Raw genomic sequence first — 21260 nt, 5'->3', positions numbered from 1 at the left:
CATGCCCAGAATTGTGCCGGTGCTCGATCTGAGCCGTCTCGAACAAGGTGCCTCCGAATATCGTACCTTTCTCCTGGACCTGCGCACGGCGGCGCGAGACGTTGGCTTCTTCTATCTCAGCGGCCACGGAATTTCCGCCTCGGAGATCGACGACGTGCTGGATGCCTCGCGCCGGTTCTTCGCGCTGCCGGAGGCCGACAAGCTGGCGATCGAAATGGTCAAATCCCAGCAGTTCCGCGGCTACACCCGCGCCGGCGGCGAACTGACCAGGGGCGCGGCCGATTGGCGTGAGCAACTCGATTTAGGCGTCGAGCGCCAGCCCATAGCGCAGGGACCTGGAATTGCACCATGGACAAGGTTGCAGGGACCGAACCAGTGGCCGTCTGCACTGCCGGAACTCAAGCCGGCACTGCTTGCATGGCAGGCCAAGGCGACCGCGGTGGCGATTCGGCTGTTGAAAGCTTTCGCACTATCGCTCGATCAGCCCGAGGACGCCTTCGACGCGATCTACCGGGACTCGCCCAATCATCGCATGAAGATCGTGCGTTATCCCGGCCGTGACGCGACCGAAGGCGACCAGGGCGTCGGCGCGCACAAGGATGGCGGTTTCCTGACACTGCTGCTGCAGGACGACAACAAGGGGCTGCAGGTCGAATATGACGGAAGCTGGGTGAATGTGGATCCGCTGGCGGGAACGCTGGTCGTCAACATCGGCGAACTGCTCGAACTGGCATCGAATGGATATCTGCGGGCCACCGTGCACCGCGTCGTGACGCCGCCTGCCGGCGTCGAGCGGATTTCTGTCCCCTTCTTCTTCAGCGCGCGGCTCGATGCGACCATCCCGCTTCTCGGCCTTTCCGAGGAACTGGCGGCGCAGGCGCGCGGACCGGCAAGCGATCCCGACAACCCGTTGTTCCGCGATGTCGGAACCAACGTGCTCAAAAGCCGGCTGCGTTCACATCCCGACGTGGCACGCCGCCACTACGCTGATCTCCTCCAGACCGGAACCGCGGGCTCGTAACGGCTGCTGAGCACGAATTTTTGCTCATTTGTATATTTTTGGAATTCCATTCGTCGCCAAGTAACCAAAATAGGCTCAAACAGGTAAAATCGTTCGGCGGTTTCCTCCCATTCCGCTGAACGGTGTTCCCCTCTGAAGGTTTAACCTTCTTTTGGCCGGGCCGTATTCGAGCCCGGCCATTTTTTTGTCCCGGGATATTCTTCTTCAGCCGCGCTGGAACGTGTCTTTCGCGAGGGAACACATTCGGGAACGGTGCAGGTTCGCATTCGCCGCCAATGGGCATTTTCGAAGCAATCTGCTTTCCGGACAGGCAGAAAATTGGATTGCCGTTCCTTAGTCTACAAAAATTATAGAGTTAACTTCGGGGCAGTCGAACAGAGCGGGGGACGTTCCGCGATCGGCTGACAACAATGAACCTCAGGAGTTGACTGACATGACGATTGCAATGCGGCTTGGCGCCGGTTGGAGGACGGCACTGGCGACGACGCTGGTGGTGGCGGCGGGATTGTTTTCGACCGCGACCTATGCGGGCCCGACGCTCGACAAGATCAAGGAGCGTGGCTCCATCAAGGTCGGTGTCGGCACGACACCCGGTTTCTTCTCGCCGGACAGCAACGGTCGCTGGCAAGGCTTCTTCGCCGACTATGGACGCGCCCTGGCGATCACTGTCTTTGGCGACCCGGACAAGGTGGAGTTCACCAACTCTTCGCCGCAGCAGCGCCTGCCGGCGCTCCAGGCCGGTGAGTTCGACATTCTGCTGTCGGGCGTGACGGTGACGATCACGCGTGCCTTCCAGCTCGGCTTCCATTTCGGTCCGACGGTTTTCTACGACGGCCAGGGCATCCTTGTGCGCAAGGACCTCGGCGTCACCAAGGCTGCCGACCTGGACGGTGCCACGATCGGCGTTCAGAGCGGTACGACCGGCGAGTTGAACATCGCCGATTTCTTCCGCAAGACCGGCAAGAAGTTCACACCGGTGACGATCGAGGACACCGGCGAATTCATCAACGCGCTGGAGACAGGGCGCGTCGACGCCATCACGCAGGACTCGTCCGATCTCGTTGGCAAGCGGACCCAGCTGAAGAAGCCCGATGACTACATTATCCTGCCCGAGCGGCTGTCGAAGGAGCCGCTCGCACCGGCAATCGCCGGTGGCGACGACCGCTGGCTCGAAATCGTCAACTGGACGGTCAACGCAACCATCCAGGCCGAGGAATGGGGCATCACCAGCAAGAATGTCGACGAGTTCCTGAAATCGCCGGATCCGGCCATCCAGCGCTTTCTCGGCGTCGACCCGTCGCTCGCCCAGGCGATCGGCCTCGATCCGAAATGGGCCTATAATATCGTCAAGACTGTCGGCAATTACGGCGAAATCTATGACCGGAACCTGAAACCGCTCGGTTGGGAGCGCGGCTACAACAGCCTGTGGACCAACGGTGGTCTGCTGTACTCACCGCCGTTCCGCTGAGACCCTTCACCCAATGTCATTGACGGACGAAACCGTGCCGGGTCCAGACGGACCCGGCATGTTACGCAAGGTGTCCAGGTGGTGGGGCGACTGGCCGCTGACCCAGATCGCGGTGATCGCGGCTGTCATCGCCCTGTTCTGGCTGCTCGGCCACAACACCGCCGCGACCATGGCGCGCATCGGCATCACGCCGGGGTTCGACTTCCTCGGCAGGCCGGCGAATTTCGAGATCGGCGAGGCGCCGATCGCCTTCAGGGCGGGCGACCCCTATGCGCGCGCGATCCTGGCCGGTCTTCTGAACACGCTGACGGTGGCAGCGCTTGGATGTCTGCTCGCCACGATCCTCGGCGTTGCTCTCGGTGTTGCCGGCCTCTCAGGCAATCTGTTGCTGGCCGCGCTCGTGCGCTGGTATGTCGAGATCGTCCGCAACACGCCGCTTCTGCTTCAGCTGTTCTTCTGGATTTCGCTGGCAAAATCGTTTCCCTCGCCACGCCAGGCGCTCTCGGTCTTCGGCAGTTTCTTCCTCACCAACCGGGGCGTGTTCGTTCCCGGGCTCGCCTTTCATGGTGTGTCGGCGCCGACGCTCTGGCTGCTTGTCGGCCTCGCCTTGGCCTATATGGCTTTCCTTTGGAGGGCGCGGCGCGAGGGCAGCTTGCCTGCCAGGCGGCTGGGCATCGCAACCGCGGGGCTGCTGGCTGGCGTTGTGCTGACCTTTCCTCTAACCGGAGCCGGTGCGAGCTGGGAGATACCGGCGCTGGCTGGCTTCAACATTCGCGGCGGCTACAATCTGACGCCGGAATTCACGGCACTGTTGACGGGCCTGGTGGTCAAGTTTTCGGCGGCAATCGCCGAGATCGTGCGAGCCGGCATCCAGTCGGTCGACCGTGGCCAATGGGAAGCGTCCCGGGCGCTTGGCCTGCACAGCGGCCAGATCATGCGGCTCGTCGTGCTGCCGCAGGCCTTGCGCGTCATCACGCCGCTGACAACGTCCAGCTACCTGGACCTGACCAAGGATTCCAGCCTTGCGGTTGCCATCGGCTACCCTGATCTCGTCAGCATCATCAACACCACCGCCAACACGACCGGGCAGTCGCTGGAAGCGCTGACACTGCTGATAGGCATCTATCTGGCGATCAACCTGTCCGTATCGGCCGCCATGAACCACTACAACCGGCGTGTCGCTCTCAGAGGAATTGCGAGGACATGAGCATCTCCGACGCTGTTTACCTACGACCGTGGCGATCGTCGGCAACGCTGCGGACGTTGAAGATCGGGCTTTTCGGCACCCCGCTCAATTCAGTCATCACCCTGGTTACGGTGGCGTTGCTGGGCTGGATCGTACCGCCACTGCTGCGCTGGGGCGTATTCGACGCGACATGGACCGGAACCTCAGCCGACTGTGCACTCGCCAACGGCGCATGCTGGGCGTTCGTGGGGGCGAAATTCCGCTTCATCCTGTTCGCCTTCTATCCGCCGGCGCTGCAATGGCGCCCGCTCGTCGTCATGGTGCTGCTGCTGGGGCTCCTCGTCATCACCGCTCAGCCGCGATTTTGGCGCAAGGGATTGCTCGTCGCCTGGCCTGTCGTCGTCGTCGCCAGCTGGATCTTGATGTCCGGCACGCTGGTGCCTCCCGCCGTCCCATCGAACCAGTGGGGCGGGCTGGCCGTGACGCTGTTCGTATGGTCGGTCTGCTTCGGACTGGCGACGCCGCTGGCGATCCTGCTTGCCCTGGCGCGGCGTTCCGGCATGGGCGGGCTGCGCACGCTTGCGATCGCCTTTATCGAACTTATGCGTGGCACGCCGATGGTGGCCATCCTCTATGTGGCGATGCTCATCCTGCCAATGGCCATCCCGAATGGCCAGCTGATCGACAAGAATGTCCGGGCGATGATCATGATCACGCTGTTCTGGTCGGCCTATGTCGCCGAAGTCGTTCGCGCCGGCCTCCAGGCGATCCCGGCGGGCCAGCACGAAGCCGCGACCGCGCTTGGCCTCGGCTATTGGCGCACGATGCAGCTCGTTGTCCTGCCGCAGGCGCTGCGTCTGGTCATTCCCGGCATGGTCAATCTGGCGATCGGCTTCCTGCTGGCGACATCGCTGCTTGCCGTCATCGGCATTTTCGACCTGCTCAATGCGGCCCGATCCTCGGCGGCCGATCCGCAGTGGCTCGGCTACTACGACGAGGCCTATCTGTTCGCTGCGCTGATCTATTTCGTGCTGTGCTTCGGCGGCTCACGCTACAGCCTCTGGCTGGAGACATATCTGCGCCGGTCGCAGCGACACTGAGCCCATAAAGCTCGCCGGCGGAGCGCTGTGCCATTTTGCGCTGGCGGAGGGGAAGCGAATGCTGCGGAAGCGCGTGGCGGGGGAACGCAATACCTTCCCCGTGCCTTGATGGAGGTCGATCCTCGTCGAGATTTGTTCAATCTCCAACGTCCGAGATATCCGCCATATGACACGAAAACAATTGCGCCTCGGCGCCTTCATGCGCCCCGTCAGTCTGCACACCGGCGCCTGGCGTTACCCGGGCGCCTATCCCGATGCCAATTTCAATTTCGCGCATCTGAAACGCTTCGCCCAGACGCTGGAGGCGGCGAAATTCGACGCGTTCTTCATGGCCGACCATCTGGCCGTTCTCAACATGCCGATCGAGGCGTTGCGGCGCAGCCACACGGTCACGTCGTTCGAGCCATTCACGCTGCTGTCGGCGCTCGCCGCCGTCACCGACCATATCGGGCTGGTCGCTACCGCATCGACGACGTTCGACGCGCCCTATCATGTTGCTCGCCGCTTCGCCTCGCTGGACCATATCAGCGGTGGACGCGCCGGCTGGAACATTGTCACCACGTCCAACCCTGACGCGGCGCTGAACTTCGGCCTCGACGAGCATGTCGAGCATGATGAGCGTTATCGGCGGGCACGGGAATTCTACGATGTCGTCACCGGCCTGTGGGACAGCTTCGCCGACGATGCATTCATCCGCGACGCCGAAAGCGGGCTCTATTTCGACCCCGCAAAGCTGCATGTGCTCGACCATAAGGGCGAGCATCTTTCGGTGCGCGGTCCGCTCAACATTGCGCGGCCTATCCAAGGCTGGCCGGTCATCGTCCAGGCCGGCGCCTCGGAGGCGGGGCGACAGCTGGCTGCCGAAACGGCGGAAGTCATTTTCGCCGCCCATGCCGATCTCGCCTCGGGGCAGCGTTTCTTCGCCGACGTCAAAGGCCGTGCGGAGAAACTTGGCCGCTCGCGCGACGACATCAAAATCCTGCCCGGTGCCTTTGTCGTGGTCGGCGACAGCGTCGAGGACGCGCAGGCCAAACGGGCCAAGCTCGACAGCCTCGTCTATTACGAGAGCGGCATCGCCTCGCTGTCGATCGCGATCGGACATGATGCGTCCGGTTTTGATCCCGACGCGCCCTTGCCGGAGATTCCCGAAACCAATGCCAGCAAGAGCGGCCGCGAGCGCGTCATCGAACTGGCACGCCAGGAGAACCTGACCGTCAGGCAGCTTGCGCAACGGCTGGGCGGCTATTCCGGGCTTGCTTTTGTAGGCACGCCTGAAACAATCGCCGACGAAATGGAGGGATGGCTGGTTGCCGAGGGCTCCGACGGGTTCAACATCATGTTTCCCTACCTGCCGGCAGGGCTCGATGATTTTGCCGAGAAAGTGGTGCCGGAATTGCAACGGCGAGGCATCTTCAGGCGGCAATATGAGGGGTCGACACTGCGCAAGAATCTCGGCCTGAAGCGGCCGCCCAGCCGGTTTTTCGAGTAGAACATCCTTCGCGGAGAGGTCTCCATGTCAATCCAGTCCAACACCCGCATCGTGCTCGCGGCGCGACCGCAAGGCCGGCCGAAGCCGGATCATTTCCGCATCGAGACGGTTGACCTTGACCAGCCGGGAGAGGGCGAACTGCTGTTGCAGATCCTTTATCTGTCGCTCGATCCCTATATGCGCGGTCGTATGAACGCCACCAAATCCTATGCCAAGCCGGTCGATGTCGACGGTGTGATGGAGGGCGGCACCGTCGCGCGTGTGATGATCTCTCGCCATCCGGAATTTGCTGAAGGCGACATCGTCCTGTCCCACTCCGGATGGCAGAGTTTTGCATTGTCCGACGGTGTCGGGCTGCGCAAGCTCGATCCCGCGGCGGCGCCCATCACGACCGCACTGGGTGTGCTCGGAATGCCGGGCTTCACCGCCTATGCCGGTCTGCTCACCATCGGACAGCCGAAGCCTGGCGAAACGGTCGTCGTGGCGGCCGCCAGCGGTGCGGTCGGGTCGGCCGTCGGCCAGATCGCGCGCATCAAGGGAGCGCGTGCCGTTGGCATTGCCGGCGGTGCCGAAAAGTGCGCCTTCGTGCGAGACGAGCTGGGCTTTGACGCGGTCGTCGATCACCGGGCCGACGATTTTGCCGAGCAGTTGAAGGCAGCTTGCAGCTGCGGCATCGACATCTATTTCGAGAATGTCGGCGGTCCTGTCTGGGACGCGGTGTTTCCGCTGCTGAACGAGTTTGCGCGTGTGCCGGTCTGCGGGCTGATCGCGCAGTACAACGTCATCGCGGATGCCGGCACCGACCGGTTGCCGACATTGATGCAGCAAGTGCTGCACCGCAGCCTGACGATCAGGGGTTTCATCCAGCGCGAATTTGTCGACCAGCGCCCGGCCTTCTACCGCGAGATGGCCGACTGGATAGCATCCGGCCGGGTTCGATACAGGGAAGATATCGTGGATGGCATCGAAAATGCGCCACAGGCCTTTCTTGGCCTTCTCGAAGGCAGGAATTTCGGCAAGCTGATCGTGCGTATCGCGGAATAGTTGCTGCGCAACGATCAGTCGGGGCTGCCTCGAGCAATTTCAGGAAAAGTGTGAAACGCTTTTCCGTCCGGATTGCGTTAAAACAAGGAGTTAGAGCGGGTCGCCGTTTCCGTGAAACGGTGAACTGCTCTAGGCAATTTCTGCCGCAGCCGTGGCCGCGCCTTTCTGTTCACCACATCATGAAGGAGGCGACGTCCGCGTCCGAGACCTCGCCGGCGTTGACATCGGCGATCGCCTGGTCGACGATCGCCACGCCCTCCGCCACTTCGTCTTCCGTCAGCGTCAGCGGTGGCATGAACTCCAGCACATTGGCCTTCAACCCGACATAGGTGAAGGCCGCACCCAGCTCATAGCCGCGATAGATGATCTTGGCCGTGGTCGCCGCCGCAACCGGCTCACGTGTCGTGCGGTCCTTGACCAGGTCGACGCCGATGGCAAGGCCGCGCCCGCGCACGTCACCGATGATCTCATGCCTGGCGGCAAGGGCTCGCAGCGCGTCGGAAAACAGCATGCCGATCCGCGCCGAGCGCTCGACCAGGCCGTCCGTCTCGATCGTCTTCAGCACCGCGTTGCCGGCCGATGTCGCCACCGGATTGCCTGCGGTTGTCTGCAGCGCGAAGGCCGGCGCATGGTCCATGATCTCCTTAGGGCCGATCACGGCCGACAGTGGCAAGCCACCGCCGATGCCTTTGCCAAAGACGACGAGGTCCGGCGTCAGTCCTTCATGCTGGAAGCAGTGCATCATGCCGCTGCGAGCGAGCCCGACCTTGACCTCGTCGACGACAATCTTGATGCCGTGCCTGCGGCAACGCTCCTGCAATGCCTTGAGAAAGCCAGGGGGCGGCACGATCAGCCCGCCATCCGACATCAACGGCTCGATGAACACCGCCGCGACCTGATGCGGCGGGCAGGTGGTCTCGAACTGGTAGTCGAGCAGGGCAAGCACGTCCTCGCTGCTGAAATTCGGTCGGAACGGATCGGGATAAGGCAGCAGAAGCACGCCCGGCCGGGGTAGCGTGTGGGTCATGGCGGTATGGCCGCTGATGCCCATCGAGCCGGAGAGATTTCCGTGATAGGAGCCGATGAACGAGATGAAGCGCGAACGGCCGGTGGCCGCCTGCAGCACGCGCACCGCGCAGTCATTGGCATCCGACCCGGAATGGCCAAACCAGACGCGCCGTTCGCCTTCTCCGGGCGTAATCGCCAGCAGCCGCTCCGCCAGCGATACGGCGGGCTCGTTCGGGTAGAGCAGCAGGCTGGCGCCGGCCATGTCGCGGATCGACGTCTCGACCGCTTCGACGATGGCCGGATGGCCGTAGCCGAGCACCGCCGGACCGGCCGATCCCGACAGGTCGAGCAAGGAGCGGCCGCCTTCCTCGATCAGCCGGTTGCCCCGGCCGCCGATGACGCTGAGCGGCGAGAAACGCAGCTTGCCGATCTGGGCGATGGTCGCGGCGTCGCGTTCGCGCAGGCTGAGATTGCTCACGGGATAGTCTCCGCCTGCTGTGCCGGCAGTGCCGCCGCCAGCCGGTCCGCCCATTCCTCGATGCCGCGCCGCGTCGACAAAAGGTCCTGCCGGATCTCGACGAGGACGGCGGCGATGCCGCGATCGTCGCCATGGATGGGCACGGCGTAGTCGGCGTCGCGGCTGATCACATAGGGCACGTTGGCCGCGACATTGAGCGCCGCGTCGGTGCGCAGGCCCGAAAGGATCGCTTCGGCGAGATCGCTTGCTTGGTCGTGCAGCACGCCGGCATGCCAAGGTCTGCTGACACCGAGGAAGACCGGCGTGAAGGAATGGATCGTCACGATCCGCGTCTGCCGGCCTGCCTGTGCCCGGCAGTCGAGATGCGCGGTCACCCGGTCATGAAACGGCGAAAACATGATCTCGGCACGCCGGGTCCGCTCCGTCGCGTCGATGCCGACATTGCCGGGAATGCCGGTGTCTTCCGACAGCACCGGAATGCTGCCCTGGGTATTGAGCGGCCGGTTGAGGTCGATCAGCAGCCGGGAGTAGCCGCTGAGGAAAGCCGGTGAATCGAGCTTCGCGGACAGCAGGCGGGTCACCTCGGCGGCGCCGATATCCCAGGCGATGTGGCGCTGCAGATGATTGGCATCGAGGCCGAGCTGTCGATACTCGGCCGGCATGTGGTTGGAGGCATGCTCGCACAACAGCACGATATCGGAACGGCCGTGCTCGTTGAGGACCTCGACGGCCTCCGGCCAATCTTTTTCGGTCCGTGCGGTCATCAATAGAGCGTCCGGTAGAGATCGCAGATGGAGGCCGGATCGAGACCGGCAAGACGCTCGGCTTCATGTCGTTTGAGGCCGACGAAAGTTTCGATGAAGACAGGCGCGAACCATCCCGTCACGGTGCCGTCGGCCAGCAACGCGTCCAGTGCCGCGGGCAGGGTTTCGGGCAGGCGCACCAGACCGAGACTTGCGCGCTCCGCCTCGCTCATCAGTGTCGGGTCGCCGGTGACCAAAGGTGGCGACGGCAGGCCCGCCTTCAGCCCTTCCAGCCCGGCGCGGATAATCGCCGCCAGCGACAGATAGGGATTGCCGGTGGCGTCCGCCGCCCGGTACTCGATATTGTACTGCCGCGCCGGATCGCGTCCGCCCATCGTCACAGTCGGGCAGATGCGCAGCGTCGCCTCGCGGTCGCGGTCGGCAAGCCAGGTGTAGGACGAACTCCAGTTGTGCGGCTTCAGCCGGTAGAAGGACGACACGCTCGACGCCGTCATCGCGGTCATTCCAGGCAGATAGCGCAGCACGCCGGCACAGAAGGCGCCGGCTTTGGCGGAAAGGCCGCCGGGCTGCGCCGGGTCGTAAGTTGCCGGCTTGCCGGCCTCGTCAACGAAGCTGAAATGGATGTGGACGCCGTTGCCGACGGCAGTTGGCGCGGTTTTGGGCGCGAAGCTCGCACGCCAGCCGGCATTGCGCGCCAATTCGCGCGTGATTTCGCGGATGGCGACGGCGCGGTCGGCTGCCGTCAGCGCGTCCGCCGGCTCGTGCGTCACCTCGAACTGCTCGTCGCCGAATTCGGCGATGACCACTTCGGGTGCGACGCCGGCCTCCTCCAGCGCCGCCATCAGGTTGGGCGCGAAGGGATCTGTGCGGCGCAATGCGGCGAAAGACATCGAATGCGCCGGCGCGAAGCCGCCGTCGGCGACATTGAATTCATGCTCGAAGGCGGCGATGACCGACAGGCCGGTTGCGGCTTTCAAGTCGGCCAACGCCTCTTTGAGCATCGTGCGGGTGCAGCCGAGCCATGGGCTGCCGTCGAGCTCGACGATGTCGCCGGCGACCATGTCGAACGGCGTCGCCGATCCGGTGCGTGTCGTGCGAAAGCGCGCCTTGAGATCGGGGATCAGCCGCAGGTCGCCCGACGAGCCCCAGGGGTTGGGATCGACGATCGAGTTGAACGGCGTCAGCGACAGATTGGCCTGCAGCCAGCCGACCCCGGTCGTGGCGGTCTTCTGCAGCTTGCTTTCGGCAACGAAACGGCCCCGCGTGACGGCGGAGAGATCCGTGGTGACGATTGCAACCAGGGGCTCGACGGGCGATGTCATGCCGTTTTTCCCAAGGCGTTGAAGCGGTCGACGACCGTATCGGTGTCGGCCACCCAGCAGTAGCCGCCGAAGGCCTTGAGCGCGATGTCGTGGCGTTCCTGAGTGATGGTGGCGCAGGCATCCGATACGCAGGTGACGAGATAGCCGCGGTCGGCGCCGTCACGCACCGCCATGTCGACGCATTGATCGGTCAGCACGCCGACCACGACGAGGTAGCGAATGCCAAGGTTCTTCAGGAGATAGTCGACATTGGTCGAGTTGAAGATGCCCGACGACGTCTTCGGCAGCATGATCTCGTCGCCGACCGGCGCCAGCGGCGCCACCGGCAGCCCCTCGGGAAGGCTGGGTGCAACATGGATCGGTGTCAGCTTGTGGTCGAGCGAGCGGTCGCGGCCGTCTTCGGTCAGGCTCTGGATGATGGTGTGCAGCACCTCGACGCCATTGGCCCGCGCCGCGGCCAGCAGGCGCTCCTGGTTGGGGATCGTCCGCGAGGATGTCTGCCGGTAGAAATAATGATCGGGGCCACGCTCCGGATGCGACGGATCGGCGCCCGGCTCCAGCCAGATGCGCTGCATGTCGACGAGCAGCAGTGCCGTTTCGCCGGCACGGAAGGCTTCGTCTCGTTTGGGTAGGGCCTGGGTCATGCTTTGCCGTCCTGCTTTGCTGATTTGGGTCCCGGTGTCTTGCGGGGGCCGGGTGTCTTGCGCGCGCCGTTCTCTTGCGGGTCGCTGTCGAGTGTTACGGCATTGGCATGCCGCACCTTTTCGAGTCGCTCGATGCGGTTGCGGGACTCGTCGCCCAGCGTCGAAACGATATGGGCGACCAGCGCTTCCATCTGGGCGATCGCCGGCGCCAGCGTGTCGTAGGGCGAGGCGACTTCGAGCGGACTGACGATGGTGACTTCGGCAAGATCTGATATCGGCGACAGCCATTGGTCGGTGAACAGGACGATGCGAACATCGAGCGCCGCCGCTTGGCTCGCATAGGCCATCACATCAAGCTGATAGCGGCGATAGTCGAACACGACGAGCACGTCGCGGCGGTCGAGGTCGGCGAGCGTGTCGAAGGTCTGCGGGGAGAGCACACCAAGATCGCGAACCCCGGAGCGAAACTGCACGAGATAGCCGGCCAGCATGCCGGCGATGTGGCGGCTGAACCGGCCGCCTACCATGACAATCTCGCCCTTGACCTCCATCAGCAGGCGGGCCGCCCGCTCGTATGTCTGGATGGGTGTCGCGGCGGTGGCTTTCTGCAAGGCCGTGGTGACGCTATCGAGGTATGCCAGCACGGCGCTGTCGTTGGAACCGCTCTGCCGCTTGGCCTCCATCATCAGCAGCGGCGAGTGCAGTCTTGCCTCGACTTCGGCCAGAAGCTTCGCCTGGAAATCCGGAAACCCTTCATAGCCGAGTTTTACGACCAGCCTCACCACGGTCGGATCGCTGACGCCAGCGCGCCGCGCAAGCGACGAAGCGGTGCCGAGGCCGGAGGTCGGATAGTCCGTCAACAGCAGCCGGACGATCTTCTCTTCCGACGGCGTCAGCGCAAGATCCCCGCGCATCAGAACATCGCGTATCGCCATGGGCCTCCCCGAAATCCATGTTCTCTTGTTTTGTCGAGTTTATTACAGAGATTTAAATCTTGGTCAACAATGAAGAGATGTTGACATTGTGTGATCGCTGGCCCTACCTTGTCGGAAAGCAGCCAAGAGACTGTGGGGAACAGCCATGCGAAACGGAAGCGACGTCATCGTCGTCGGTGCCGGTATTGTCGGATCGAGCGCCGCCTATCATCTGGCCAAGGCCGGTGTGAAGGTCACGTTGGTCGAGCAGACCCACCCCGCCGGCGGCCCGTCGGGCAAATCGTCGGCGCTGCTGCACGCCTTCTACCTGATGCCGGAACTGTCGCAGCTGTCCATCCGTGGCCGAGAGATCCTGGTGTCGCTGCCGGAAATCGCGGGCGAAGGATCCTTTGTCACCGAAATCGGCATGATGTGGGTCTGCGGCAACGACAACAAGGTGAGTTGGACGGCGGCAGCCGAACGCATCCGCGGCGAGGGCGCGCGCATCGAGACATTGTCGCCGCAGGCCTTTGCCGACGCGGCACCCGGCTTTGTCCTGGACAATGTCGCAATGGCGCTGTGGGAGCCGGAATATGGCTACGCCGATGCCTTCGGCGCCACCAACGCCATCGCCCGTGCCGCCCGCGCCAACGGTGCTGGGATCATGCAGAACACGTTGGTCGAGAGCCTCCAGCGGCAGGGCGACCGCATCACCGGCGTCACCTTGACCGATGGAACGGTGCTGGAAGCCGGTACCGTCGTCCTGGCCGCCGGGCCATGGACGCGCCGGCTGCTGGCGACAGTGGGCCTCGATCTGCCGCTGCATGTCGAGCGCCATCCGATGGCCGTGCTGGACGCTGCCGGCAAGGCAAGGCAGGTCATGCCGTTCGCCTGGTGCGACGACATTTCCTGCAACTATGCACGGCCCGACAATGACGGCGTCATCCTGGCCGGCACCTGGGCCGGCGGCGGCACCGGCCTGCGCCATGAGCATGCAGGCCGTCCGCGCCTTGTCGAAAATCCCGACAACTACATGGAAGGTGTCGAGGAAGCTGAATCGGTCGAGATCCTGGAGACCTTCGCCACCCGCTTGCCGGCCATGGCCGAACTTGGCATCCGCCCCGGCTATGCCGGGCTCTACGACATGAGCCCCGACGATCTGCCTGTCATCGGCGCCATGCCTGGGGTCGAAGGGCTGGTCGTTTCTGCCGGATCCTCCGGCCACGGCTTTAAGACCGGTCCAGCCGTCGGCGAGGCCGTGGCCAGGCTGGTCACCGAGGGAGCACAGCCGATCCTGGCGCCGTTTTCGCCCGATCGCTTCAGGGCCGCGTGATGGCGTCGCCGACGATGAGCGAGAGCAACTCACGCGGCCTCATGCCGGCCGCGTTTCGCAACGCCACCGCCGATGCCCTGTGCATGGTCGCGGTGCTGCTGCTGGTGGCGCTTGCCGCCTTTGTCTTCGGCAGCGCCGCCATGCAACGTGTGGTCACCTATGCAGCGATCATGCTGACGGCGGTGCTTGGCCTGCAGATATTCTCCGGCAACAGCGGCATCGTCTCGTTCGGCCAGGCCGCCTTTGTCGGCCTCGGCGCCTACGCTACGGGCATCCTCACCATGCCGACCGCATTGCAGCGAACGGCGCTGCGCGACCTGCCGCAATTCCTCGCAGGCCATCAACTCTCCTTTGTCGCGGCGCTGGCCGTCGTCCTTGCTCTCGCGGTCATCGTCGGCCTGTTGACCGGCACGCCGCTGCTCAGGCTTTCCGGATCGAGCGCTTCGATCGCAACGCTTGCCATGCTGATCATCGTCTACACGCTGCTGGTCGCCGGACGCGAAATCACCCGCGGCAGCCAGCCATTTTACGGCGTGCCGCGCGAGGTCGGGCTGTGGACGGCTGCCGCTGTCGCTTCTGTGGCGCTGGTGGCGGCGAGGTTGTTTCGCGAAACCTCCTTCGGCCTTGCCACCCGCGCCGCCGCCAATGACGAGCGTGGTGCGGCCGCCGTCGGCGTCGACCAGCGCACGGCGCGTCTGGCCGCCTGGGTGGCGGGCGTCGTCGCCGCCATGGCCGCCGGCGCCATGATGGCGCAATTCCTTGGCGCGTTTTCGCCGCGCGATTTCTATTTCGACCTCGGCTTCACCATGCTCGCCATGCTGATCGTCGGCGGCATGACCTCGTCGCTCGGCGCTTTCGCCGGCGTCATCGTCACCATCGTTTTGGTCGAAGTGGTGCGCCGCTTCGAGGGCGGCGGCGAGGTGCTCGGCCTGCATCTGCCTGTCCTGTTCGGCTTGACCCAGGGCGTGCTGGCCATCGCCATGATCCTGGTCATCTGGCGACGCCCGACCGGTCTGTTCGGCGAGCGTGAGCTCAACCTTTTGCGCCGGCCGGGACGCCAGGCCGTGACGGCTTCGGCGGCACCTCCGCAGCATGTCGAGAGTGACCGGCTCACCGCCGACCATCTGTCGCGCCGCTATGCCGGCGTCGTTGCCGTCGATGACGTCAGTTTGAGCTTCGGGACAGACAGCATCACCGGCATTATCGGTCCCAATGGCGCCGGCAAGACCACGCTGCTCAACATGCTGGCCGGTGATGTCCAGCCAAGCACCGGCACGGTGTCTGTCGGCGGCGCGGTGCGGCAGGCTTCGGCCTTTCGCTTCGCCCGCTCCGGCGTTGCCCGCACCTTCCAGAACATCCGCGTTTTTCCGCACATGACGGTGCTCGAAAATGTCGTTGTCGCAGCACGCCAGGTGGAACCTGATCTCGGCCATGCCGAGGCGGCGGCGATGAGCGAGCTTGCGCGCATGGGGCTGGAGAGATTTGCCGATCAGCCGGCCGCCAGGCTTGCCTATGGCCAGCGCCGCCGGCTCGAAGTGGCACGCGCCCTGGTGTTGAGGCCACGCTTCCTGCTGCTCGACGAGCCGGCCGCCGGCATGAACGCCGTCGAGACCGCCGAACTGGTCTCGATTCTATCGACGGTTCGCGCGGAGCGCCGCATCGGCGTCGTGCTGATCGAACACGACATGCGGCTGGTGATGAATTTGTGCGAGCGCATCGTCGTCATCGATCATGGCCGCGTCATCGCTGACGGCACGCCCGGCGACGTCCAGAAGAACCCCGCCGTGATCGCCGCCTATCTCGGCAGCCGCACGGCGCGTGCCAAGACCGCAACAGCTGAAAACCAGACCGCATGACCTGCAACGACAACCAATCATAAAAATCCAGAAGGAGAACCGACATGCCAAGCCTCTATCGCCTCCATCGCGCCGCCCTGTGCGCTGCCGTGTTCGGCATCGCCGCCATTTCGACGGCCAGCGCCGAGGAGATCATCATCGGTGCCGCGACCGCGCAGACCGGCGGCCTTGCCCCTTACGACCAGCCGGCACTTGCCGGCCTGCGCATGTCGCTCGACGAACTCAACGCCAAGGGCGGGCTCGGCGGCAAATACACCGTCAAGCTTTTGATCAAGGACACGCGCTCCGATACCGCGCAGACCGCCACCGTCGCCCAGGAGCTGATCGACGCCGGCGCCAAGATCATGATCACGCCGTGCGATGCCGATCCCTCGATTTCCGCCGGCCAGCTCACCCAGCCGCTCGGCATTCCGACCCTGACGCTGTGCGGCTCCGCCCCGGTGCTGACCGGCGCGGTCGGCGACGTCATGTTCGGCACCTATCCGGCCGACAATGTGCAGGCGACGGCGGTCGCCGACTTTGCCGTCTCCGAAGGCAAGAAGAAGGTGTTCCTGCTGACCTCGCCGGACTCCACCTACACCGCCAATCTGCCGGAATATTTCGGCAAAGTGTTCGAGAAGAAGGGCGGCGCCATTGTCGGCCGCGGCACCTTCAGCATGGGCCAGCCCGACTTTTCCGCCGAGATCACCAACATCAAGGGCCTGGCCGACAAGCCCGACCTGATCATGACGGCGGCCTACGAGCCGGATTTCCCGGCCTTCATCCAGCAATTGCGCGGCGCCGGCGTCACCATCCCGGTCTATGGCGCCGATGCCATCGGCACGCCGACCATCAAGGCGCTCGGCAAGCTGGTCGACGGCGTCGTCTACACCGCGGCCGGCTATGCCGAGCCGGGCAGCAAGCTAGAGGCCTTCAACGCCGCCTTCACCAAATATGCCGGCCACGCACCGGAATCGACCTATGAGGTCAATGGCTACGAGATCGGCCTGATCCTCGACCAGGCGGTCAAGACGGCCGGCTCCGACGACCCGAAGGCGATCCGCGACGCCATCGCCGGCCTCAAGGATTTCGAAGGCATCACCGGCAAGATCACCTATGCCGGCACCGATCGCATGCCGTTGCGGCCAGTGGCGCTGATGCGCTACGAGGGCGGCGAGGGCAAGCATGTCCAGACACTGATCCCCGACGCTGCCGACGTTCCCGCGCCGTGATGTCATGCTGAGCGTCGAAGCCCTGAAAATCCGGTACGGCGAGGTCGAGGCGGTGCGCCGCGTCGACCTCACCGTCGGCAGCGGCGAGATCATCGCCCTGGTCGGCGCCAACGGTGCCGGCAAGAGCTCGACGCTCGGCGCCGTCGCCGGGCTGGTGCCGGCGGCATCCGGCAAGGTGGTCTTCGACGGTGTCGACATCACCGGCCTGGCGCCGGAGGCGATAGCCCGCAAGGGCGTCGCGCTGGTTCCCGAAGGCCGCCGTATCTTCGCCAGCCTGACGGTGGCCGACAATCTGCGTCTCGGCGGCGCGGTGCATCAGCCGGCGGCCGAGGCAAGGCTGCGCGAGGAGGAGATGCTGGAGTTGTTCCCGATCCTGCGCCGCTACCATCGCGTCAAGGGCGGCAATCTGTCGGGCGGCGAACAGCAGATGCTGGCCATCGCCCGCGCGCTGATGGGCAAGCCGCGCATGATCCTGCTCGACGAGCCCTCGCTCGGCCTTGCCCCGCAACTGATCGACACCGTCTTCGACCTGATCGCCGAACTGCGCCGCAAGGGCCTGACCATCCTTCTGGTCGAACAGAATGTGGCGCTGGCGCTCGAAATCGCCGACCGCGCCGTCGTGCTCGCCAATGGCGAAGTGGTGCTGGCCGGCACGGCAAAAGAACTCGCCTCCTCGGACCTCGTCCGCCAGGCCTATTTGGGAGCTTGAGAAGCATGATCGCGCAGCAGATCATCAATGCGGTGAGCCTCGGCGGCGTCTATGCGCTGCTGGCGCTCGGGCTGGCGATCGTCTTTTCCATCGTCGGCCTCATCAACTTCGCCCATGGCGAGCTGATGACGCTGTCGGGCTACGCGCTTCTGGCCTCGCTGGTGCTCGGCTTTCCCTTCCCGGTAGCCGTGCTTGTCGCCGTCTCCTGCGGCGCGCTCGCCGCTGTCGCCATGGAGCGTATCGCCTTCAGGCCGATGCGCGGCGCCAGCGTCACCAGCCTGCTGTTGACCAGCTTTGCCGTCTCCAGCCTGTTGAAGGTCGTATTCCAGAACGGCATTTCGGCGCGGCCGCAAGCTGTCGCCATGCCCGGTTGGATGACCGGCGCCTTCTCCTTCGGCGATTTCACCATCGGCGTCGGTCCCAGCATCTCCATCGTCGTCTCCGCACTGGCGCTGATTGCGCTGGAAGTCTTCCTTCGCCGCTCGGTGACCGGCACGGCGATGCGCGCCGCGGCGGAAGATTTCGACGTCGTGCGCCTGATGGGCATTCCGGCCAGCCGCATCATCGCCACCGCCTTCCTGCTCTCCGGCCTGCTTGCCGGGCTGGCGGCCATGCTGTGGGTGGCGCAGCGTGCCTCAGTCGATCCGCTGATGGGCTTTACGCCGGTGCTGAAGGCCTTCATCGCCGCCGTCGTCGGCGGGCTCGGCAGCTTGCCCGGTGCTGTCGCCGGCGGTTTTCTGCTCGGCATCATCGAGGTTTTGTTGCAGGCGACGCTTCCGGGAGCGATCGCGCCCTACCGCGATGCCATCGTGCTGTCGGGGGTCATCGCGGTACTGCTGGTTCGCCCGCAAGGCCTGATCCCGGCGGTTCGCGCTCAGCGAAGCTGACCTGATGTATACCAAGCCTGAATTTGCGCCGCTGTCGTCGGACGAGGTGTTCGGCCTGATCGAGGCTGCGGCCTTCGCGACGGTGGTGACAGCGGGACCGCAGGGCCTTGTCGTCTCGCATCTTCCCTTCGTGCTCGATCGCGCGCGTGGTGAAAACGGAACGCTGGTCTCGCATCTCGCCAGGGCCAATCCGCACAGCACCTTGATCAGCGAAGGCAGGGAGACGGTCGCTATCTTCCACGGCCCACATGGCTACATCTCGCCGTCCTGGTATCCGCGCAACCCGGTGCGCGACAGCGCGCCGACCTGGAATTTTGCTGTCGTGCATTGCCATGGGCATCCGGTTCCGCTCGACGATCATGCCACCGCCCGGCATCTCTTGCAGCTTGTCGACGTGCTGGAGAAAGATCGCGAGGATCGCTGGCGCATGCGCGAGCTCGGCCCTGGCGGCATGGAGCGGCGCATACCTGGTGTCATAGGGTTTGACCTGCCGATCGATCGGCTCGAGGCCAAGTTCAAGATGGGTCAGGATGAGCGCCTCTACGACACAGGCGGAGCCATCAGGGCGCTGGAGCAAAATGACCCTGCGCTGGCAACGATGATGAAGACGCACAACGCGCATCGCCAGGACTGACCGGCTGCATGCGGCAAGGACAAGAAAAAATGATTCCCAATCTCAACATCGTCCCCTTCGTCAGCGTCGACCACATGATGAAGCTGGTGCTGAAGATCGGCGTCGAGCGCTTCCTCGTCGAACTCTCAGGCTACATCGAGGACGATTTCCGCCGCTGGGAACTGTTCGACAAGACGCCGCGCGTCGCCTCGCACAGCGCCGAAGGCGTCATCGAGCTGATGCCGACCAGCGACGGCGGGGTCTATGGCTTCAAATATGTCAACGGGCACCCCAAGAACATGCGCGAGGGCCGCCAGACGGTGACCGCCTTCGGAATGCTCGCCGATGTCCACAATGGCTACCCCGTATTGCTGTCGGAAATGACCATCCTGACCGCGCTGCGCACGGCGGCGATGTCGGCCCTGGCCGCCAAGTACCTGGCGCCGACTGGCTCCGACTGCATGGCGCTGATCGGCAACGGCGCTCAGGCCGAATTCCAGGCGGTAGCCTTCAAGGCGCTGCTCGGCGTCGACAGGCTGAGGCTTTACGACATCGATCGCAAGGCCACCGAAAAATGCATCCGCAATCTGGCCGGCCTCGGCTTCGACATGGTCGCCTGCGGCACCGCGCAAGAGGCGGTAGAAGGGGCCGACATCATCACCACCGTCACCGCCGACAAGCAGTACGCCACCATCCTCACCGACAACATGGTCGGCTCCGGCGTGCACATCAACGCCGTCGGTGGCGACTGTCCCGGCAAGACCGAACTGCACCGCGATATCCTGCTGCGCTCCGACATCTTCGTCGAATATCCGCCGCAGACCCGCATCGAGGGCGAGATCCAGCAGCTTGCACCAGATCACAAGGTGACCGAGCTGTGGCAGGTGATGTCAGGCGCCGTGCAAGGCCGGCGCGATCCCGGGCAGATCACGCTGTTTGATTCGGTCGGTTTCGCCATCGAGGATTTTTCGGCACTGCGTTACGTCAGGGATCAACTGCGCTCGACCGGCCTCTATCAGGAACTCGACATGCTGGCCGACCCCGACGAGCCGCGCGACCTGTTCGGCATGCTGCTGCGGGCGGCCCAGCAGGGTTGAGACATCGGTCGTTCAGATAGCCGAACCCCACATGGCATCCGGCACCACCACCAGCTTGCCGACGAAATCCTTGGCGATGAAATCCGCTTGCGCATGGTGGAAATCGGAGAGCTTGTAGACGCCGCCGACCAGCGGCCGGATCTTTTTCGCCTCGATGTGCCCGACGATGCGGCGGAAATCCGCGCGCGTGCCTTGGCTCGAGCCATGCAACTGCAATTGCTTCAGGTACATGGTCCTGAGATCGAGCTGCACGACCGGGCCGGCGATTGCGCCAGCCGTGGTGTAGCGGCCCTCGGGCCTGAGAATACGCAGGAGGTCATTGAAGATGGCACCGCCAACGAGGTCGGCGACAACGTCGATCGGCTGGCCTCCGGTCGCCTCGTTCACGGCATGCGGCAGGTCGGCAACGCCACGGGTGATGACAGCCTCTGCGCCGATGTCGCGCACCGCCTGCTCCTTGCCCTTGCCGACGACGGCATAGGGGATGGCGCCGCGCGCCCGTGCCAATTGCACGATGCCGGAGCCGACGCCGCCCGAGGCGCCGGTGACCAGCACGCGCTCGCCGGCCTTGAGCGCGGCGCGCTCCAGCATCTGTTCACCGGTCAGGTAGGCGCAGCAGAAGGTGGCGAGTTCGATATCGCTCATGTCGGTGTCGATGACATGAGCGTTCTCGGCCGGCACGGCCTGATATTCGGCGTAACCACCGTCGCGGCCGTGGCCCATATAGTCGATGTCGGCGAGCGAATCGTCGTCGCGATTGTAGATCGAGAAATCGACCATCACCCGTTCGCCGATACGGTCCGGCGACACTCCTTCGCCGACAGCGGCGACGATACCGACGGTGTCCGTGCCCTGGATGCGCGGGAAAACAAGCGTGTTGCCCTGGCGGCGCCATGTCGACACGGCGGCAGCGTCCTCCTCCGTGCCATAGGCGCCCTGGCGCACCCAGACATCGGTGTTGTTCATCCCGCAAGCGCTGACCTTGACCAGCACTTCACCGGGAGCGGGCGAGGGCACTTTCACGTCGCTGCGGTAGACGAGTTTTTCCGGTCCGCCGTGCCCGGTAAGCAGCACGGCGGCCATGGTGGCGGGGAGGGTCCTGGTCATGGCATTCAT

At 64.4% G+C, this 21260-nt stretch carries 19 protein-coding genes; 13 read left to right on the top strand and 6 right to left on the bottom strand.

Going from position 1 to position 21260, the window contains the following annotated elements:
• Position 1: 1 nt before the first annotated feature.
• From EOA19_RS02665 to EOA19_RS02640, 6 genes are all read left to right on the top strand, one after another.
• Positions 2 to 1021, top strand: a complete 1020-nt coding sequence (locus EOA19_RS02665; protein WP_128302598.1) for an isopenicillin N synthase family oxygenase — start codon at positions 2 to 4, stop codon at positions 1019 to 1021.
• Positions 1022 to 1454: 433 nt separating this feature from the next.
• Complete coding sequence (locus EOA19_RS02660; RefSeq protein ID WP_245486044.1) at positions 1455 to 2489, top strand: amino acid ABC transporter substrate-binding protein; 1035 nt, start codon at positions 1455 to 1457, stop codon at positions 2487 to 2489.
• A gap of 13 nt (positions 2490 to 2502) precedes the next feature.
• Entirely contained in the window at positions 2503 to 3696 is a 1194-nt protein-coding gene (locus EOA19_RS02655; protein WP_128302597.1) for an ABC transporter permease subunit, read from the top strand.
• A complete protein-coding gene (locus tag EOA19_RS02650) occupies positions 3693 to 4775 on the top strand; it encodes an amino acid ABC transporter permease (RefSeq protein WP_032908639.1) in 1083 nt (360 codons plus the stop codon). The genes EOA19_RS02655 and EOA19_RS02650 overlap by 4 nt, the downstream gene beginning before the upstream one ends.
• Before the next feature lie 166 nt (positions 4776 to 4941).
• The gene (locus EOA19_RS02645; RefSeq protein WP_023809068.1) at positions 4942 to 6264 is read left to right on the top strand and encodes an LLM class flavin-dependent oxidoreductase; all 1323 of its coding nucleotides are present in this window, start codon (positions 4942 to 4944) and stop codon (positions 6262 to 6264) included.
• 24 nt (positions 6265 to 6288) lie between these two features.
• Entirely contained in the window at positions 6289 to 7308 is a 1020-nt protein-coding gene (locus tag EOA19_RS02640) for an NADP-dependent oxidoreductase (RefSeq protein ID WP_023809067.1), read from the top strand.
• A gap of 169 nt (positions 7309 to 7477) precedes the next feature.
• Here the strand turns inward: EOA19_RS02640 and EOA19_RS02635 are convergent, their stop codons facing one another.
• Genes EOA19_RS02635 through EOA19_RS02615 form a run of 5 tightly spaced genes read right to left on the bottom strand, consistent with a single transcriptional unit; the run spans position 7478 to position 12459 of the window.
• Positions 7478 to 8794, bottom strand: coding sequence for an aspartate aminotransferase family protein (locus EOA19_RS02635; protein ID WP_128302596.1), 1317 nt, complete (start codon positions 8792 to 8794; stop codon positions 7478 to 7480).
• The gene (locus EOA19_RS02630) at positions 8791 to 9558 is read right to left on the bottom strand and encodes an N-formylglutamate amidohydrolase (RefSeq protein WP_128302595.1); all 768 of its coding nucleotides are present in this window, start codon (positions 9556 to 9558) and stop codon (positions 8791 to 8793) included. Before EOA19_RS02630 ends, EOA19_RS02635 begins: the two co-directional genes overlap by 4 nt.
• Positions 9558 to 10880 carry a glutamine synthetase gene (locus EOA19_RS02625; RefSeq protein ID WP_128302594.1) on the bottom strand — a complete coding sequence of 441 codons (1323 nt, stop codon included), beginning with the start codon at positions 10878 to 10880 and terminating at the stop codon, positions 9558 to 9560. The genes EOA19_RS02630 and EOA19_RS02625 overlap by 1 nt, the downstream gene beginning before the upstream one ends.
• Complete coding sequence (locus tag EOA19_RS02620) at positions 10877 to 11524, bottom strand: isochorismatase family cysteine hydrolase (RefSeq protein ID WP_128302593.1); 648 nt, start codon at positions 11522 to 11524, stop codon at positions 10877 to 10879. The genes EOA19_RS02625 and EOA19_RS02620 overlap by 4 nt, the downstream gene beginning before the upstream one ends.
• On the bottom strand, positions 11521 to 12459 hold the full coding sequence (locus tag EOA19_RS02615; protein ID WP_128302592.1) for a MurR/RpiR family transcriptional regulator: 939 nt from the start codon (positions 12457 to 12459) through the stop codon (positions 11521 to 11523). The genes EOA19_RS02620 and EOA19_RS02615 overlap by 4 nt, the downstream gene beginning before the upstream one ends.
• A gap of 145 nt (positions 12460 to 12604) precedes the next feature.
• On the opposite strand from EOA19_RS02615, the gene EOA19_RS02610 reads away from it, so the two are divergent.
• Genes EOA19_RS02610 through EOA19_RS02580 form a run of 7 tightly spaced genes read left to right on the top strand, consistent with a single transcriptional unit; the run spans position 12605 to position 20144 of the window.
• Complete coding sequence (locus EOA19_RS02610) at positions 12605 to 13771, top strand: FAD-binding oxidoreductase (protein WP_023809061.1); 1167 nt, start codon at positions 12605 to 12607, stop codon at positions 13769 to 13771.
• A gap of 14 nt (positions 13772 to 13785) precedes the next feature.
• Positions 13786 to 15627, top strand: a complete 1842-nt coding sequence (locus EOA19_RS02605) for a branched-chain amino acid ABC transporter ATP-binding protein/permease (protein WP_245486042.1) — start codon at positions 13786 to 13788, stop codon at positions 15625 to 15627.
• 44 nt (positions 15628 to 15671) lie between these two features.
• The gene (locus EOA19_RS02600; RefSeq protein WP_023809059.1) at positions 15672 to 16838 is read left to right on the top strand and encodes an ABC transporter substrate-binding protein; all 1167 of its coding nucleotides are present in this window, start codon (positions 15672 to 15674) and stop codon (positions 16836 to 16838) included.
• A gap of 4 nt (positions 16839 to 16842) precedes the next feature.
• Positions 16843 to 17547, top strand: a complete 705-nt coding sequence (locus EOA19_RS02595; protein ID WP_023809058.1) for an ABC transporter ATP-binding protein — start codon at positions 16843 to 16845, stop codon at positions 17545 to 17547.
• Between the two features lie 5 nt (positions 17548 to 17552).
• On the top strand, positions 17553 to 18434 hold the full coding sequence (locus EOA19_RS02590) for a branched-chain amino acid ABC transporter permease (protein ID WP_027035600.1): 882 nt from the start codon (positions 17553 to 17555) through the stop codon (positions 18432 to 18434).
• A 4-nt stretch (positions 18435 to 18438) separates the two neighbouring features.
• Positions 18439 to 19068, top strand: a complete 630-nt coding sequence (locus tag EOA19_RS02585; protein WP_128302590.1) for an FMN-binding negative transcriptional regulator — start codon at positions 18439 to 18441, stop codon at positions 19066 to 19068.
• A 29-nt stretch (positions 19069 to 19097) separates the two neighbouring features.
• Entirely contained in the window at positions 19098 to 20144 is a 1047-nt protein-coding gene (locus EOA19_RS02580) for an ornithine cyclodeaminase (protein ID WP_128302589.1), read from the top strand.
• 12 nt (positions 20145 to 20156) lie between these two features.
• Here EOA19_RS02580 and EOA19_RS02575 read toward each other — a convergent pair whose 3' ends face one another.
• Positions 20157 to 21260: an alcohol dehydrogenase family protein gene (locus tag EOA19_RS02575; RefSeq protein WP_023809054.1), complete on the bottom strand. Its 1104-nt coding sequence runs from the start codon at positions 21258 to 21260 to the stop codon at positions 20157 to 20159.

It is taken from the genome of Mesorhizobium sp. M7A.F.Ca.US.010.02.1.1 (assembly GCF_004023085.1).
GTDB lineage: Bacteria > Pseudomonadota > Alphaproteobacteria > Rhizobiales > Rhizobiaceae > Mesorhizobium.
Note: the sequence above shows the minus strand (reverse complement) of the source record. Positions and strands in the feature narration are given on the sequence as shown.

Excerpts from the sequence above, each read along its gene's own strand:
- EOA19_RS02665 (WP_128302598.1), top strand. The coding sequence starts at position 2 with ATGCCCAGAATTGTGCCGGTGCTCGATCTGAGCCGTCTCGAACAAGGT.
- EOA19_RS02660 (WP_245486044.1), top strand. The coding sequence starts at position 1,455 with ATGACGATTGCAATGCGGCTTGGCGCCGGTTGGAGGACGGCACTGGCG.
- EOA19_RS02655 (WP_128302597.1), top strand. The coding sequence starts at position 2,503 with ATGTCATTGACGGACGAAACCGTGCCGGGTCCAGACGGACCCGGCATG.
- EOA19_RS02650 (WP_032908639.1), top strand. The coding sequence starts at position 3,693 with ATGAGCATCTCCGACGCTGTTTACCTACGACCGTGGCGATCGTCGGCA.
- EOA19_RS02645 (WP_023809068.1), top strand. The coding sequence starts at position 4,942 with ATGACACGAAAACAATTGCGCCTCGGCGCCTTCATGCGCCCCGTCAGT.
- EOA19_RS02640 (WP_023809067.1), top strand. The coding sequence starts at position 6,289 with ATGTCAATCCAGTCCAACACCCGCATCGTGCTCGCGGCGCGACCGCAA.
- EOA19_RS02630 (WP_128302595.1), bottom strand. The coding sequence starts at position 9,558 with ATGACCGCACGGACCGAAAAAGATTGGCCGGAGGCCGTCGAGGTCCTC.
- EOA19_RS02625 (WP_128302594.1), bottom strand. The coding sequence starts at position 10,880 with ATGACATCGCCCGTCGAGCCCCTGGTTGCAATCGTCACCACGGATCTC.
- EOA19_RS02620 (WP_128302593.1), bottom strand. The coding sequence starts at position 11,524 with ATGACCCAGGCCCTACCCAAACGAGACGAAGCCTTCCGTGCCGGCGAA.
- EOA19_RS02615 (WP_128302592.1), bottom strand. The coding sequence starts at position 12,459 with ATGGCGATACGCGATGTTCTGATGCGCGGGGATCTTGCGCTGACGCCG.
- EOA19_RS02610 (WP_023809061.1), top strand. The coding sequence starts at position 12,605 with ATGCGAAACGGAAGCGACGTCATCGTCGTCGGTGCCGGTATTGTCGGA.
- EOA19_RS02605 (WP_245486042.1), top strand. The coding sequence starts at position 13,786 with ATGAGCGAGAGCAACTCACGCGGCCTCATGCCGGCCGCGTTTCGCAAC.
- EOA19_RS02600 (WP_023809059.1), top strand. The coding sequence starts at position 15,672 with ATGCCAAGCCTCTATCGCCTCCATCGCGCCGCCCTGTGCGCTGCCGTG.
- EOA19_RS02595 (WP_023809058.1), top strand. The coding sequence starts at position 16,843 with ATGCTGAGCGTCGAAGCCCTGAAAATCCGGTACGGCGAGGTCGAGGCG.
- EOA19_RS02590 (WP_027035600.1), top strand. The coding sequence starts at position 17,553 with ATGATCGCGCAGCAGATCATCAATGCGGTGAGCCTCGGCGGCGTCTAT.
- EOA19_RS02585 (WP_128302590.1), top strand. The coding sequence starts at position 18,439 with ATGTATACCAAGCCTGAATTTGCGCCGCTGTCGTCGGACGAGGTGTTC.
- EOA19_RS02580 (WP_128302589.1), top strand. The coding sequence starts at position 19,098 with ATGATTCCCAATCTCAACATCGTCCCCTTCGTCAGCGTCGACCACATG.
- EOA19_RS02575 (WP_023809054.1), bottom strand. The coding sequence starts at position 21,260 with ATGAATGCCATGACCAGGACCCTCCCCGCCACCATGGCCGCCGTGCTG.